A 14,312-nucleotide genomic window follows, 5' to 3' on the forward strand; every position below is an offset into this window, starting at 1 on the left:
AGATGTTTGAAATTACAGCGGAGCAAATAATGTTGAATCAATCGTATGCTAGTTGGGAGGAAGCACTTGCAGCTTCTGGTGAATTACTGCTAAAAAATCAGTTTGTCACGCCTGACTATGTCAAAGCAATGTATCAACGTCAACAAAAAGTCAGTGTGTATATCGGTAACTTCGTGGCATTACCTCATGCGGAAGGACAAGATGAACAAGTTTTAAAAGAAGGGATTTGCTTTATTCAAGTGCCTGATGGGGTCAACTTTGGTACGGAAGCAGATCGAAAAATAGCTACTTTGTTATTTGTCGTTGCTCTAAAAAGTCAACGGCAATTAAGCATGCTTCAAGAATTAGCTTTTTTCTGTTCAGATCTCGAAAACATTCAGCGGCTCAGTGATTGTCAAACAATAGATGAAGCACAAAAAATTCTGGCTCAAGCCTAAAGTTACGTCTGAAAAAAATCAATTCATTCTGAAATGTTCAATAATTATTGAAATAATTTTATATTAAAAAAATAAAATATTTTAATTTAAGAGGTTAAACAAAAAAGATAAGAAGATTCCTTGACAAAAAATAGGCCCTATGATAAATTTAAGGTAACTTGTGACAAAGTCGTGCATGGATGCACTAAAAAGACACCCTATCAGTAGTAGGGTGTCTTTTTTTGCTGTTTAGACAGCAGCGGCTGGAAGCAACTTGTTTATTCCTCGTTCTGTTTTTCCAACCAAATGGTTACAAGTTTCAGGACAATCCCGACAAAAATCGGCACAAGAATTTTTGTGACAATCTCGTACATGTGATGCACCTCCTTTCGAGGCAAGTCGCCAATTTGAGTATAGCATAAAAAGTTGTTCATTTATTATTGAAATTATTAGAAATGGAATAAGCACGTGTTTTCTGGTTTTCGTAACTAGAGAACACGTGCTTTTTTCTTTCAACTTTTGGCACAATGGTTTGTGCCAAAGTACGACTTTTTCCAGATTCGGAAAGCGGATACAATTTAGTCAACAAGAAAAGTTACTTGAGAGAAGGAGAATAAAAATGGAACAAGTACCAGAAAAAAATAAAGTATCAATTAAAGCGAAAGTCCAAAGACTTGGCAGTACCTTATCTAGCATGGTGATGCCCAATATCGGGGCGTTGATTGCGTGGGGCGTTTTGACAGCGCTATTTATCCCAGATGGATATCTGCCAAATAAAGCCTTTGCCACGATGGTTGGCCCAATGTTGACCTATTTAATTCCATTATTAATTGGCTACACTGGTGGGAAAGTAATTGCAGGTGATCGCGGTGCCGTAGTTGGCGCAATTGCGACAATGGGCGTGATTGTGGGAACCGATATTCCGATGATGTTAGGTGCCATGATTATGGGTCCACTTGGTGGCTTTACAATTAAGAAATTTGATCAGTATTTCCAACATCGGATTAAAGCTGGTTTTGAAATGTTAGTAAACAATTTTTCAGCTGGATTGATTGGTTTTGCATTAGCTTTACTTGGTTTTTCAGCGATTGGCCCAATTGTCGATGCGCTGACTGCTGCAATGGCACGTGGTGTGGAAATCATTTTAAATGCTCATTTGATTCCATTAACGAGTATTTTTATTGAACCGGCAAAAGTGCTCTTTTTAAACAATGCGATTAATCATGGCATTTTAACACCCTTAGGGACAGAACAAGTCTTATCGGCTGGCAAATCAATTCTTTTCCTATTAGAAGCAAACCCTGGTCCTGGGTTAGGTGTCTTATTAGCATTTATGTTTTTTGGAAAAGGTGCGGCAAAATCTTCTGCGCCGGGAGCAATAATTATTCATTTCCTTGGTGGTATCCACGAAATTTACTTCCCATATGTAATGATGAAACCGTTATTATTCTTATCGGTTATTGCAGGTGGTGCGACAGGTAGTTTGGTTTTCCAAACGTTAGATGCTGGTTTACGTGCGCCCGCTTCACCAGGCTCCATTATAGCTATTTTAGCGATGACACCAATGGGTTCTTACTTACCAGTTATTTTAGGTGTTTTGGCAGCAACTGCTGTTTCCTTTGCAGTATCCGCAGTCATTTTAAAAGCAGATGCGAAAGAAGAAAGTGATGAATTTGCCCAAAAAGTGAAAGAAACCCAAGCTGCTAAAGCAGCATCAAAAGGATTAACTGTCACAAATGGTAGTGCTTCATTGTCAGGAATTCAACAAATTATTTTTGCTTGTGATGCTGGGATGGGCTCTAGTGCAATGGGTGCGTCTATCTTACGGAAAAAGGTCCAAGAGGCTGGTTTAGTACAAACTGTGACGAATCGGGCCATTAATAATTTGACCGATGAGGGAAATACATTGATTGTCACACAAGCGGAATTGCAAGAACGGGCCAAACAGAAAGCACCTAATGCAACCTTTGTAGCAGTTGAAAACTTCTTGAACTCACCACGTTATGATGAAATTGTGGCTGAACTATCAGGTACCAAAGAAAAAAACGACGCACAACCAACAGCCTCCAAAGCAACACCTGCTTCTGAAATTGAGGGAGATTTAGCAAATGTCAATGAGATTCTTTTGGTTCACGATGACCGTGTCGGGTCAGCAACGATGGGAATGAAAGTCTTAGAAGAAATTTTAGATAAAGAGAAAATTTCAATGCCGATTCGAAAAATTAATATTAATGAATTAACTCAACAAACACAGGCTTTAATTGTCACTAAAGCTGAACTAACGGAACAAGCCCGTAAAAAAGCACCGAAAGCGACACACTTATCAGTAAAAAGTATGGTTAATCCCCAAAAATATGAAACAGTGGTTTCGCTCTTAAAAGAAAGTGCCTAGAGAGGAAGAAAACAATGGAAAATCTTACGAATATTTCAATTGAATTAAATCAACAGTTTAATACAAAAGAAGAAGCTATTCGCTTTTGCGGCGAAAAACTAGTCGAGGCAGGCTGTGTTGAGCCCGCTTATATCGAAGCAATGATTGAAAGAGACCAATTGCTATCTGTTTATATGGGGAATTTTATTGCCATTCCTCATGGAACAGAAGAAGCCAAAAAATTAGTGAAAAAATCAGGAATCTGTGTAGTGCAAGTCCCAGAGGGTGTTAATTTTGGCACCGAAGAAGATGAAAAAATTGCTACCGTATTATTTGGGATTGCCGGAGTCGGTGAAGAACATTTGCAATTAGTCCAACAAATTGCACTTTATTGTAGTGATATGGATAACGTGGTGCAACTTGCCGACGCATTAAGTAAAGAAGAAATAACAGAAAATTTAGCCATTGCTTAAAGGAGAGAATAAGAATGAACGCAGTACATTTTGGAGCAGGAAATATTGGACGCGGCTTTATCGGCGAAATTTTAGCTAAAAACGGGTTTCATATTACGTTTGTGGATGTTAATGAAACCATCATTCAAGCGTTAAAAGAACGTAAAAGTTATACAATTGAATTGGCCGATGCCTCACATCAACAAATTAACGTTGAAAATGTGACCGGGTTAAATAACATGACAGAACCAGAAAAAGTAGTAGAAGCAATTGCGGAAGCCGATTTAGTCACGACGGCGATTGGTCCCAATATTTTACCAAGAATTGCTGAATTAATTGCCCAAGGAATTGATGCACGTGCCGAAGCAAATTGCCAAAAGCCGCTGGATATTATCGCTTGTGAAAATATGATTGGTGGTTCAACCTTTTTAGCAGAAGAAGTGGCCAAATATTTGAAAAACCCAGCTTATGCTGAACAATGGATTGGTTTTCCTGATGCGGCGGTTGATCGGATTGTTCCATTACAAAAACATGAAGATCCACTTTTTGTTCAAGTTGAGCCTTTTTGTGAATGGGTCATTGATGATACCAACCGAAAAGCCAAAGAGATTCAGTTAGAAGGCGTTCATTACGTTGCTGATTTAGAGCCGTATATTGAACGAAAATTATTTAGTGTAAACACTGGCCATGCTACAGTTGCCTATACAGGGGCGTTGTTAGGCTATCAAACCATTGACGAAGCGATGCAGGACGCCTTAGTGGTAGCACAACTCAAATCAGTTTTGCAGGAAACCGGTAAACTTTTAGTGGCTAAATGGAATTTTGATGAACAAGAACATGCAGCCTATATTGAAAAAATTATTCAACGTTTCCAAAATAAATATATTTCAGATGCTATTACACGTGTAGCACGGACACCAATCAGAAAATTAGGTGCGCAAGAACGGTTTATTCGACCAATCCGTGAATTACAGGAACGCAATCTAGTGTCGCCGCATTTATTAGCAATGATTGGTATTGTCTTTAATTATCATGATCCAGAAGATGAACAAAGCCGTCAATTACAGGAAATGCTTGACCAAGAAAGCGTTGATACAGTGATCGCTGAAGTAACGGGCATTGAAGATCCAGAAACGGTTAAAAATATTAAACAAAACGTAGAACGCTATGCGCGACCACAAGTAGCATAATAACAAAATCCTTCTACCAAGATACTTCACATTTCTTAATTAAAGAAAAAAACAACCGCTCACTGATTAAAGTGAGGGGTTGTTTTTTACATATTGACTAAGTGGTTTTTGATAAAGCTCTCCTTTGAAGGCACCTGTATTGAAGTATTCAGCTAATTGGTAACCAATGAATGGGCCAGTAGTGAGTCCTGATGAACCAAGTCCGCTAGCAACCACAAGGTGGGGCAGCTCTGGCAAAGGACCAAAAAACGGAGCGAAATCAGATGTATAAGCACGTGTACCAACGCGGTAATGCATGGGTTGCTTAAAAAGCTGATCTGCTTCTTTTAGAAATGGCGCAGTCCCAGAAGTTAGTTGTTGAAAAGCGCTAACAGTCTCTTCTAAATCCCAGGCTTGTTCATTTTCGTGGGTGGCACCTAATAAAATTTTTCCTTGATTAAAAGGAATTAAATCGGCTTCGCCATCTAACATAGCGACAGGCCATTGCTGACTATTTGTAAAAGGGGTCTCGAAAACTAACAATTGTCCTTTTTGGGGATGAATGTCCACAGATAAATTTAAAGTAGCGAGTAATTCCTTTAAATGAGGACCAGGTGTTAAAGCGAGAAAATCAACGCTCTTTTTTTCTGAATTTGTGACAATTTCCCACCCTTGATTCAGTTGTCGAAAGTGCGCCCGTTGTGAACAAAAAGTGACCCCTTTGGCTTCGGCGCGTTTCTGAAGATGGTTTAGATAAGCTGGTCCATCTAGGCGACCGCCGCCAGAAATAAAAAGTGAGGGAGTTTCCTTAAGTAGCGGTAAGAACTTCGCTGTTTGAACCGCTGACAACATCGTGATTTCTCCAATTTCAGGTGCAGTTTGCTTACGCTCTTCTGCCAAATGGGCTAAGTCTGCCAAAGCAGCTGCCGGACGCAAAATGACTGTCCCTGATTGACGATAAATATCCTCCGTCAGCTGAAAATCTTTGACTAGCTTTGGAAATAGGGCAGCGCCCTCTCGCGCTAATTGGTACCATTTCTTATTTCGACGTTTGGATAGCCAAGGGGAAATAATCCCAGCGCTCGCTTTAGTCGCTTGGCCGATCCCTTCATCATAAACGGTAATGTCAAATTTTTGTGGATCTAAATAATTAGCTAACGTCATTCCGATAATGCCGCCGCCAATAATGGCAATTTTTTTCATGCTTCTTCTCTCCTTCGAACAGTTGTATTGTAACACAAAAAAACCGCCTCTAGACAGAGACGATTGAGAGATAAATTGTTAGCGGGTCCTTCTGTGTGTGTAAATAGAATTGCCGCCTTCTAAAACGTGAACAATTTCTTGTGCCATTTCTGCCACAGGCACGGGATCATAGCCAATAAATAAGTTCTTTAAAAAGGGGATTTTCTTAAAAAAATAAATACATTTACTAAAAAGTATGGTGCCGGTACGTTCTTGACCTACAAGTAAACTAGGATAAAAAATTACTGCTTCGGCGACTTCTTGGTGGATTAGTTCCTCCGCTGCCAATTTGGCATCCATATATTTTCTCAAAGGGAAAGGAACAGTATTGGCTGAAATAAATAAAAACTTAGCTGGCTTTTTTTGTTGTGCTAAAAAAGAGCTGATTTTTTTCACGGGCGTCAGAATTAGCCGTTGATAGGTTTTCTTTTTTCGTGGATTTTCAAATAAAATACCTACCGTATCAATGACCCAGTCAGCACGCTGGACTTGTTCTTGCCAATTCGTGTCACGAGTAACATCGGAGCATACCCACTGCACTTGGTGGCTCCAAGATGCGGAGAGCGTGGCAGGCTTTCCATGACGTGAAACACTGATGACTTGATGTTGGCGTTGGACTAAAATTTTTGCGATTTGTTGACCTAAAAAACCGCTACCGCCAAAAATAATAATTTTCATGGCAAGCCCTCACTTTCAATTGTTTCTTCTAGTGTACCTTAAATAAAAAAAGAAGCAAAAAATCTCGATTGCGCATAGTTTAGTTATAAATAACATAAAAATAACCTTTTTAGATTGTTGAAACACAAAGACCCAACAATGGTTATTTATTGTCGTGAAATAAATAAAAAAATGAACAAAAATGAAATAAATCAGACTAAAGGCCTAGAGAAATGCCCTTGTTTCTTGAATTCAAGCATGGTTAAATAGGTATAAGTGAACGACCGAGCAATTTAGTTTGTTGGGGAAAATAGACAGAATGAGGAGATGAAACGAAGAAAATGAAGAAGAAAACGATAATTATATTGGGGGCAGTTGCGGTAATTGCGGTTGGGGGCATCGTAACTGTGAATGCGTTAAATAAAAATGCACAACAAGTAGCTGTCAAGCAAGCGCCTAAAGATGACTGGGGAATTGACTATTTTGACGTTCCCGACTTGCAACAAATTTATATTAACGGTGTCATCCAACCGGAACAAATGGAAGCCTTTGCGCGTGATCAAAAAATAACAAAGGATCCAGAGATTAAGGTGAAAAACGGCGATGTCGTAGATGCAGGCACAGAATTATTTACTTATGAAGATGAGGCGGTCACAAAAGAAATTGAGGCACAACAAAATAGCTTAGCCAAATTAGAAACGAAGCGGGCGAATATCTATAATAAGTGGAATCGGGCCATTGATAAATTTAATAAAACTAAAGAAGAAGACCGCACAATGTCTGGTGATGATTTAAATGAACAATATCAAACAGAAGTCGATGCGGTAGATGAAGAGATTACCTTCACCAATGAAACCTTAGCGGATTTAGGAGCGAAGCAATATATTTCCACAAAGGCTAATTTCAAAGGTCGCGTATCAATTCCAGAAGTAAAAGATGCCAATTCACCGATTTTACGGTTAACTTCAGAAGATCTTTATTTAGCTGGAAAAGTGAATGAAAAGGACTTGACTAAAATTAGTGTTGGGCAAAAAGCTAAACTAACTTCTGTTTCCAACAATGTGGTTGTGGATGGCTCAATTTCTTACATCGATGATAATCCTCCTGAAGGCAACAGCGATGCCGCGAGTGGCAATCCAGAGGGTGGCACGACGATGTCTAGTTATAGCGTCAAAATTGCGTTGGCCAATTTAGACAAAGTTAAAAATGGCTACCATATGCAAGCAACCATTGATTTAGGCGATTTAGGGGCGATTGAGTTACCGAAAAAAGCGATTCAAAAAGAGGGTGAACAGGCCTACGTTTTAGTGAATGATTTTGGAACCATCATTCGTCGTGATGTCCAAGTCGGGCAAGAAAATGGCGACAAAATGGCGATTGAATCTGGCTTAGAATCAGCCGACCGAGTAGTTATTTCTTCAAAAAAACCAGTAAAAGTCGGTGATATTGTTGAATCAGATGCAGCGATTGCTTCTGATGAATCAGCAACCAACGAATCAATGACAGATGCGTCGAAATAGGAGGGCTTGATGGTGGAAGCAAATAATACAAATCAACCCCTCATTGAATTGCGGGACATTAACAAGTTCTATCCGGTAGGTAAGGAAAAACTACATGTTTTAAAAGAATTGAACTTGACCATCCATCAAGGAGAGTTCATTTTAATCATGGGGAAGTCCGGCAGCGGTAAGACAACACTGATGAACATTATCGGTTTCTTGGATCGCTTAACAGACGGAAGCTATCATTTCTCAGGAACAGATGTTTCAAAATTGTCTGAAAATAAAAAATCAGCCTTTCGCAATGAATATCTAGGGTTTATTTTTCAACAATTTTTCTTGATTAATTCTTTAAATGTTAGTCAAAATGTTCAATTGCCCTGTGTTTATGAAGGGAAAAAAAGCCGCGCTGAGAAAAAAGCGATTGCTGAAAAATACCTAAAAATTGTCGGTTTGGAAACAAAAGCCAAATCAAAAGTTACTGAACTTTCTGGAGGACAGCAACAAAGAGTAGCCATTGCTCGTTCCTTGGTGAATGATCCATTATTGATTATGGCTGATGAACCGACTGGGGCATTGGATAGTGAAACGGGTACAGAAATCATGGAATTATTGAAAGAATTGAATGAACAGGGCAAAACAATTGTCATGGTGACACATGATGAAGATATGAAAAAATATGCCTCACGAGTGATTCATATGAAAGATGGTCGCTTTTTGGAAGAAGAGGTGATTAGATGATTGCTAATTTATTTGTTAGTACTTTTTTAAGCTTAAAGGCGCATAAGTTGCGGGTATTTTTAACGATGGTCGGGATTATTATTGGGATTACATCAGTCGTAACGATTTCTGCGCTAGGTGAAGGGATGAAGCGTCAAGTTGTGAAGGCATCCAGTGCAGTGAACGCGGATGTTTTGAAGATTCATTATACAATGTCGGATGGTAGCAGTGACAATTTTATGTCCTATGAAGAGCCAGATTATACGTTTAGCCGAGTGGACTTGAAGAAATTACAAGACATTCAAGGAATTGAAAGTATTTATCCTCAATATGGTGAATCAATGATGGGGGGCGGAGACAATTTGTTTGTACCAATGGATTATTTTGGGGCGCAGGCGAATTTATCCATTACGTCGACTAAAGGGCAGAATGATATTTTATATGGTCGTGATTTTCAACCGAGCGATGCAAATACAGATGCGATTGTCTTAAATCATGATATCTTTGAAGCGCAAATTCGGCTTGATGATCCTAGCCAACTCATTGGAAAAGCTGTTTCAATTGGTGGTTATATGTACAAGGTGATTGGTATTTTAGCACCAAAAGATTTAGATAGTTTGGGCATGAACGATGATTGGGCAACTGCTATGAGTAGTTTTGTTTCTCGAGAATCATATAATAAATTAGCGAAAACAAAAGCAATTAGCGGCATCAATATTAAAGTTCGTGAGGGAGCGGACCGTGAAGCAATTTTAGGACAGGCAATCACTATTTTAAGTGAAAATCATCCTGAAGTGAAAGGAACGTTTAAAGAAAACGACCAAGACCAACAACTCCAACAACAAATGGAAGAAATGGTCACGGGTATGACAATGTTTCTGATGGCAATTACTGCAATCTCCCTATTAGTCGGGGGAATTGGCGTCATGAACATCATGTATGTGTCTGTCACGGAACGGAAACGAGAAATCGGGATTCGTCGGGCCATTGGTGCTAAACCACGAGTCATTTTATTCCAATTTTTAATGGAAGCAGCGTTTATCACATTGATTGGTGGTTTGATTGGTGTCGGCTGCGGCTACTTATTGGCAACTGTGGTCGGTGGGTATATTTCGATTACGCCAATTATTACGCCGTCCATCTTTGCTATTTCAACATTGGTTTCGGTCTTCACAGGTATCTTTTTCGGGATTATTCCAGCAATTGGTGCCTCGAGGATGGATCCGATTAAAGCGATTTATAATTAAAAAGAAGAGCTTGGTAGTCACATCTTTTTTGATGATCTTATCAAGCTCGCTTTTTTATTTCATGTCACTAAGAATTTTCTGAATCAATTCTTGTTGAAACTCTTTGGTATATTGTTCGGTGAGTTTCGCTTGTTCTTCTTGGGACATTGATGGATTCGCCATCATAGCAGCCATCATTTTTTTGCCAACTGTTTCAGTCCCTTCTTTTTTGATATCAGCGGCATGTTGTTCCATATATTCGCCTAATTTTTTTGCTTGATCAGCACTTAAAACTAGCCAGTCACTAGCAACGTTGAAGGTGTTTTCTTGTTTTGCAAATTGGTTATCGTTGTCAGCAAGGCCAAATAGTGTTTTGGCCCAAGACTCTTGATAGGACCATTTCGTCGTTTTTTGGACTAATGTGGCTTTTTGAGCATCTTTTTGAACTGTGTTTGTGACGTTTTCCGTTCCTGTTTTTTGTAGTTTCTTTTTATCTGGTGTGTTATATAAATAAACTTTTTCGGAACCATCGCCCAACGGCTGGTACAATAACATGTTGGGGCCATCTTTACTTGAACTACTGCTTTTTAGTTCAAACGTTTTGTCCTGAGTAACTTCGGTCATACCAAAATGATCTTTATCGTTTAAAACGATAAGACTTAACGAAGCTAAGAAGCCTAAACCAAAAATAACCATACAGCATTTATGCCAAACTTTTCGGCCAAATACATTTGTGTAGGCAAAGCCTAACACGCAAAGGATTAAAAGGAAAATAATCATTATTTCATTGCACCTACTTCCTTAACAGGCATCGCTTCTTTTTTATTTAAGAAGAAAGTAATCGCAAAGCCGAGAACGCCAAAGATTGTTGCCACGAAGAAGGCTGCGTGATAACCGTTTAATGTTGCGTTTGTTGCTTGGTCGCGATAAGCGAGTGGGGCTGTTTTTAATAAGTCTGATGCAGGTAAGCCGTCTTTGGTAACATTTGTTAAAACACTAATCAAAACAGCTGTTCCAATTGAGCTGGCTACTTGTCGGAAGGTGTTGTTTACAGCAGTTCCGTGACTTAATAAATTCATTGGTAAAGCATTCATGCCAGAAGTTGTCACAGGCATCATGACCATCGAAATACCAAACATCCGAATCGCATATAGGACAATGATATAAATAATAGGTGTTGCTTTTGTTAAGAAAGCAAACGGTAACGTTGCAGCTGTTAAAATAAACATCCCGGTAATCGCAAGACGACGGGCACCAATTTTATCAAAAATGCGACCCGTTACTGGCATCATAAGTCCCATGACTAACGCTCCTGGTAAAAGCATTAACCCTGAATGGAAGGCAGATTCACCACGAATATTTTGGATATACAAAGGTAAAACCATTTCGGCACCAATCATTGCCATGTTGGTTACGCCAGATAAAATGGCTGCGACAGTAAAGACTTTTGATTTAAAAACGCGTAATTCTAAGAAAGGTTGTTCTAAATGCAATTGTCGATATGTAAAAAGACATAAAACAATCGCACCAACAATTAAGAATCCATAGACTTGCGGGCTACCCCAACCTTTATCACCAACGCTTGAGAAGCCGTAAAGTAAGCTACCGAATCCGAGAGTAGAAAGAATGACCGATAAGACATCGATACTTGGATTAGATAATTGGATGACATTTTTCATTAAAAATGAAGCCAAAATTAGGACTAAAACAACAATTGGAATGACCATCCCAAAAAGGTCACGCCATGTATAAGAATCAATAATCCAACCAGATAATGTTGGACCTAAAGCGGGTGCTAATCCGATAACAATTCCCGTTGTGCCCATGGCAGCGCCACGTTTTTCAGGCGGGAAAATTGAAAGCATAATTGTTTGTAAAAGAGGCATAGATACGCCGACCCCTGCGGCTTGAACAAGACGTCCAGTCAATAACATGCCGAAGTCTTGCGCTACAAAACAGATGATGGTTCCGATTAAGAACGTTGACATCGCTGTTATGTATAATTTTTTTGAACTGAATTTGTTAATCAACCAAGCACTGATGGGAATCATAATGCCGTTCACAAGTAGGAATCCAGTGGTTAGCCACTGTACACTTGAAGCTGAGATATCAAATTCTTTCATTAATGTAGGTAAGGCCGTCGTTAAAAGTGTTTGGTTTAAAATCGTACAAAATGTTCCGATTAGTAAAACGCCGACTAGTAACGACCGGTTATAAGGTTTTCCGTGAATATCCACAGGTTGTTGTGAAGTCACATATATCGCTCCTTTTTCTGTAAGTTTCAAATTAAATTGCATTAACTACTTTACAACTAATTAGAATCTTTGTCAACTTACTTGACAAAGGTGTAAAAAAAACTACAATTAAGGAAAGGATAAGGGAAAGGAAGTTAAACTAATGTGGTCAAAAATGATTCAGCGTTTGTTAAATGAAGAGAATTTGTTGATAGGAATTAGTGAACTAAGTGAAATTGCTGAAGTTTCGCCACGTCAACTTCGTTATTGGGAAGAAAAAGGGTATATTTCTTCCATTGCGAAAGATGCAAACGGTCCACGGAAATATCGGTTACATACAGTCGTCAAAGTGCATTGGATCAAGCGTTTTTTAGATGAAGGATATACGTTACAAAGTGCGGTGGAAAAAGCAGAAGAGCAGCATCGTAATGTGGGGATGACGAAAAAAATCTTTAGTCAAATGTTTCATGGTATCTCAGAAGTTTGTCCTAATTACGTAGCGATTGATTTAGGCGATTTCGATGAAGAACAAAAATTATATGTCGTATTTAATGAAACCACAGAAGTCAGTGAGTATCTTTTAATTCCTAAGGATGCAGATGTTTCTGATGAGTTAAAGAAAAGAAAATAAGAATGAAATAGGACTGGGAGAAAGACCTGAAGTGAAAGTAAAACGTTACTGAATGAATCTTCGAGTTCTTTTTTTCTTGCAATTTCTTTATTTTTCTATATAATTTCTTATATGGAAAAGGAGGGTTTCGATGAAAGAAACAAAACCTTACGGAACAGTCTTGTTAAAAGCGGCTAAAATCATGGACTGTCTAAGTTTACAACCCGATCAAACCTTACAGGAAATTGCAAAGAATACCGAAATGACGGCATCAACGGCAATCAAAATTTTAGAAACCTTAACATTAATTGGCTATGTTCAAAAAGACACGAACAAGACGTACCGCTTAGGAACAAAATTGATTCGCTATGCGAATCAAAGTGTGGAGCAAATCGATTTAGCTGAAATTGCGGTACCTTATTTAGAAAACCTTCAAAATACGGTCGATGAAACCATTCATTTAGGGATTTTAAATAATAATGAAATTCTGTATATCAATAAATTAGAACCGAAAAATCAAACCATTCGCATGTCCTCGAAAGTGGGAATTACTCGACCTTTGTATAATTCGGCCATGGGTAAAGCCGTTTTAGCAGAATTTTCGGAAGAACAAGTGCAACAATATTTAGACACGCAGACATTAATTCCCTATACCGAAAATACGATTACCAATCCCTTGCGTTTGAAAAAAGAATTAAAACAAGTGCAACAAACGGGGGTTGCTTACGATGATGAAGAAATTGAACAAGATATTTTCTGTAGCGGAGTATCTTTAATGAAAGATGGCGAAATTGCGGGTGCTTTTAGTGTAAGCATGCCGAAATATCGTTTGACAGAGGAAAATAAAACGACGATTAATCAAGCCCTTTTGGCAACAAAAGCAGCGATTGAAGCGAAATTATAGTAGAAAAAGAAAGACAAACAAAAGTCGATTGGGATTTTTGTTTGTCTTTCTTTTTTTATTTTTGTAAAAACGTTTGCATTTTCTTTTTTTATCTGTATAATGAAGTTGTAAATTTCTTTATAATAAATATATATTTCTAAATAAGAAATGAGGGAGTCTGTTGAAGCGAGTATCAATTTTACAAAAATTAGAAAATGCTGGCGTGATTGCTGTGGTTCGCGGAAAGACAAAAGAGGAAGCGCTAAAAGCTAGTCAAGCTATTGTAGCAGGCGGTATGCGGGGGATTGAGTTAACCTTTACTGTTCCTCAAGCAACAGAAGTGATTCAGGAATTAGTTGCGTTATACAAAGAAAATCCTGACGTAGTCATTGGTGCGGGGACAGTTTTGGATGCTACGACTGCTCGTTTAGCTATTGTAGCAGGGGCTGAATATATTGTGAGTCCAAGCTTCGATGAAGAAACCGCTAAAATTTGCAATTTATATCAAGTTCCCTACTTGCCAGGCTGTATGACCATCACAGAAATGAAAGAAGCACTGAAAAGCGGAGCAGATATTATTAAACTATTTCCGGGAAGTGTTTATGGACCGAGTGTTATTTCGGCATTTAAAGCGCCATTGCCTCAGTTAAATATTATGCCAACGGGTGGTGTCAGTTTGGAAAATATGGCCGAGTGGTTTGCTGCAGGTGTGACGGCTGTCGGTGTTGGTGGCAATCTGTTAGCGCCAGCAGCAACTGGGGATTTTGAAAAAGTTCGTGAGGTTGCCCAAGCCTATATGGAAAAATTCCAAGCAATCAAAGGGGTGTAGGCAC

General features: G+C 38.8%; 15 protein-coding genes. 10 read left to right on the top strand and 5 right to left on the bottom strand.

Translation table 11 applies throughout. The features are described from left to right. Positions 1 to 2 precede the first annotated feature (2 nt). On the top strand, positions 3 to 437 hold the full coding sequence (locus tag IGL93_RS01595; RefSeq protein WP_010775533.1) for a PTS sugar transporter subunit IIA: 435 nt from the start codon (positions 3 to 5) through the stop codon (positions 435 to 437). Between the two features lie 257 nt (positions 438 to 694). Here IGL93_RS01595 and IGL93_RS01600 read toward each other — a convergent pair whose 3' ends face one another. After that, complete coding sequence (locus IGL93_RS01600) at positions 695 to 790, bottom strand: type I toxin-antitoxin system Fst family toxin (protein WP_015543884.1); 96 nt, start codon at positions 788 to 790, stop codon at positions 695 to 697. A 245-nt stretch (positions 791 to 1,035) separates the two neighbouring features. Between IGL93_RS01600 and IGL93_RS01605 the strand changes: the two genes are divergently transcribed. Genes IGL93_RS01605 through IGL93_RS01615 form a run of 3 tightly spaced genes read left to right on the top strand, consistent with a single transcriptional unit; the run spans position 1,036 to position 4,429 of the window. Next, positions 1,036 to 2,808: a PTS mannitol-specific transporter subunit IIBC gene (locus IGL93_RS01605; RefSeq protein ID WP_002405272.1), complete on the top strand. Its 1,773-nt coding sequence runs from the start codon at positions 1,036 to 1,038 to the stop codon at positions 2,806 to 2,808. Positions 2,809 to 2,822: 14 nt separating this feature from the next. Beyond that, entirely contained in the window at positions 2,823 to 3,260 is a 438-nt protein-coding gene (locus IGL93_RS01610) for a PTS sugar transporter subunit IIA (RefSeq protein ID WP_002355279.1), read from the top strand. Positions 3,261 to 3,274: 14 nt separating this feature from the next. Then, positions 3,275 to 4,429, top strand: coding sequence for a mannitol-1-phosphate 5-dehydrogenase (locus IGL93_RS01615; protein ID WP_002355280.1), 1,155 nt, complete (start codon positions 3,275 to 3,277; stop codon positions 4,427 to 4,429). Between the two features lie 66 nt (positions 4,430 to 4,495). Here IGL93_RS01615 and IGL93_RS01620 read toward each other — a convergent pair whose 3' ends face one another. Both IGL93_RS01620 and IGL93_RS01625 read right to left on the bottom strand, forming a co-directional pair. Then, complete coding sequence (locus tag IGL93_RS01620) at positions 4,496 to 5,611, bottom strand: NAD(P)/FAD-dependent oxidoreductase (RefSeq protein WP_010713581.1); 1,116 nt, start codon at positions 5,609 to 5,611, stop codon at positions 4,496 to 4,498. A gap of 78 nt (positions 5,612 to 5,689) precedes the next feature. After that, entirely contained in the window at positions 5,690 to 6,328 is a 639-nt protein-coding gene (locus IGL93_RS01625; RefSeq protein WP_002373205.1) for an NAD(P)H-binding protein, read from the bottom strand. A gap of 320 nt (positions 6,329 to 6,648) precedes the next feature. On the opposite strand from IGL93_RS01625, the gene IGL93_RS01630 reads away from it, so the two are divergent. From IGL93_RS01630 to IGL93_RS01640, 3 genes are read left to right on the top strand one after another with little or no spacing between them, the layout of a single operon-like run. After that, positions 6,649 to 7,827 carry an efflux RND transporter periplasmic adaptor subunit gene (locus IGL93_RS01630; protein ID WP_002355284.1) on the top strand — a complete coding sequence of 393 codons (1,179 nt, stop codon included), beginning with the start codon at positions 6,649 to 6,651 and terminating at the stop codon, positions 7,825 to 7,827. A 9-nt stretch (positions 7,828 to 7,836) separates the two neighbouring features. Further along, on the top strand, positions 7,837 to 8,547 hold the full coding sequence (locus IGL93_RS01635; protein WP_002383683.1) for an ABC transporter ATP-binding protein: 711 nt from the start codon (positions 7,837 to 7,839) through the stop codon (positions 8,545 to 8,547). After that, complete coding sequence (locus IGL93_RS01640) at positions 8,544 to 9,773, top strand: ABC transporter permease (protein ID WP_002355288.1); 1,230 nt, start codon at positions 8,544 to 8,546, stop codon at positions 9,771 to 9,773. The genes IGL93_RS01635 and IGL93_RS01640 overlap by 4 nt, the downstream gene beginning before the upstream one ends. Before the next feature lie 54 nt (positions 9,774 to 9,827). On the opposite strand, the gene IGL93_RS01645 is transcribed toward IGL93_RS01640, so the two are convergent. Together IGL93_RS01645 and IGL93_RS01650 are read right to left on the bottom strand one after the other, a co-directional pair. Beyond that, a complete protein-coding gene (locus IGL93_RS01645) occupies positions 9,828 to 10,532 on the bottom strand; it encodes a DUF4811 domain-containing protein (RefSeq protein WP_002364955.1) in 705 nt (234 codons plus the stop codon). Further along, the gene (locus tag IGL93_RS01650; RefSeq protein ID WP_025192642.1) at positions 10,532 to 12,049 is read right to left on the bottom strand and encodes an MDR family MFS transporter; all 1,518 of its coding nucleotides are present in this window, start codon (positions 12,047 to 12,049) and stop codon (positions 10,532 to 10,534) included. The genes IGL93_RS01645 and IGL93_RS01650 overlap by 1 nt, the downstream gene beginning before the upstream one ends. Before the next feature lie 100 nt (positions 12,050 to 12,149). Between IGL93_RS01650 and IGL93_RS01655 the strand changes: the two genes are divergently transcribed. The 3 genes from IGL93_RS01655 to IGL93_RS01665 all read left to right on the top strand — a co-directional run bounded on the left by IGL93_RS01655 (position 12,150) and on the right by IGL93_RS01665 (position 14,308). Then, positions 12,150 to 12,617: a MerR family transcriptional regulator gene (locus tag IGL93_RS01655; protein ID WP_002383688.1), complete on the top strand. Its 468-nt coding sequence runs from the start codon at positions 12,150 to 12,152 to the stop codon at positions 12,615 to 12,617. A 130-nt stretch (positions 12,618 to 12,747) separates the two neighbouring features. Beyond that, positions 12,748 to 13,500 carry an IclR family transcriptional regulator gene (locus tag IGL93_RS01660; RefSeq protein ID WP_002355294.1) on the top strand — a complete coding sequence of 251 codons (753 nt, stop codon included), beginning with the start codon at positions 12,748 to 12,750 and terminating at the stop codon, positions 13,498 to 13,500. 160 nt (positions 13,501 to 13,660) lie between these two features. Next, on the top strand, positions 13,661 to 14,308 hold the full coding sequence (locus tag IGL93_RS01665) for a bifunctional 4-hydroxy-2-oxoglutarate aldolase/2-dehydro-3-deoxy-phosphogluconate aldolase (RefSeq protein ID WP_002397542.1): 648 nt from the start codon (positions 13,661 to 13,663) through the stop codon (positions 14,306 to 14,308). The last annotated feature ends 4 nt before the right edge of the window (positions 14,309 to 14,312 follow it).

The sequence above is a fragment of the Enterococcus sp. DIV1328a genome (assembly GCF_050536905.1).
Lineage (GTDB): Bacteria > Bacillota > Bacilli > Lactobacillales > Enterococcaceae > Enterococcus > Enterococcus faecalis.

Excerpts from the sequence above, each read along its gene's own strand:
- IGL93_RS01605 (WP_002405272.1), top strand. The coding sequence starts at position 1,036 with ATGGAACAAGTACCAGAAAAAAATAAAGTATCAATTAAAGCGAAAGTC.
- IGL93_RS01645 (WP_002364955.1), bottom strand. The coding sequence starts at position 10,532 with ATGATTATTTTCCTTTTAATCCTTTGCGTGTTAGGCTTTGCCTACACA.
- IGL93_RS01615 (WP_002355280.1), top strand. The coding sequence starts at position 3,275 with ATGAACGCAGTACATTTTGGAGCAGGAAATATTGGACGCGGCTTTATC.
- IGL93_RS01625 (WP_002373205.1), bottom strand. The coding sequence starts at position 6,328 with ATGAAAATTATTATTTTTGGCGGTAGCGGTTTTTTAGGTCAACAAATC.
- IGL93_RS01620 (WP_010713581.1), bottom strand. The coding sequence starts at position 5,611 with ATGAAAAAAATTGCCATTATTGGCGGCGGCATTATCGGAATGACGTTA.
- IGL93_RS01635 (WP_002383683.1), top strand. The coding sequence starts at position 7,837 with ATGGTGGAAGCAAATAATACAAATCAACCCCTCATTGAATTGCGGGAC.
- IGL93_RS01595 (WP_010775533.1), top strand. The coding sequence starts at position 3 with ATGTTTGAAATTACAGCGGAGCAAATAATGTTGAATCAATCGTATGCT.
- IGL93_RS01600 (WP_015543884.1), bottom strand. The coding sequence starts at position 790 with ATGTACGAGATTGTCACAAAAATTCTTGTGCCGATTTTTGTCGGGATT.
- IGL93_RS01655 (WP_002383688.1), top strand. The coding sequence starts at position 12,150 with ATGTGGTCAAAAATGATTCAGCGTTTGTTAAATGAAGAGAATTTGTTG.
- IGL93_RS01640 (WP_002355288.1), top strand. The coding sequence starts at position 8,544 with ATGATTGCTAATTTATTTGTTAGTACTTTTTTAAGCTTAAAGGCGCAT.
- IGL93_RS01610 (WP_002355279.1), top strand. The coding sequence starts at position 2,823 with ATGGAAAATCTTACGAATATTTCAATTGAATTAAATCAACAGTTTAAT.
- IGL93_RS01630 (WP_002355284.1), top strand. The coding sequence starts at position 6,649 with ATGAAGAAGAAAACGATAATTATATTGGGGGCAGTTGCGGTAATTGCG.
- IGL93_RS01660 (WP_002355294.1), top strand. The coding sequence starts at position 12,748 with ATGAAAGAAACAAAACCTTACGGAACAGTCTTGTTAAAAGCGGCTAAA.
- IGL93_RS01650 (WP_025192642.1), bottom strand. The coding sequence starts at position 12,049 with ATGCAATTTAATTTGAAACTTACAGAAAAAGGAGCGATATATGTGACT.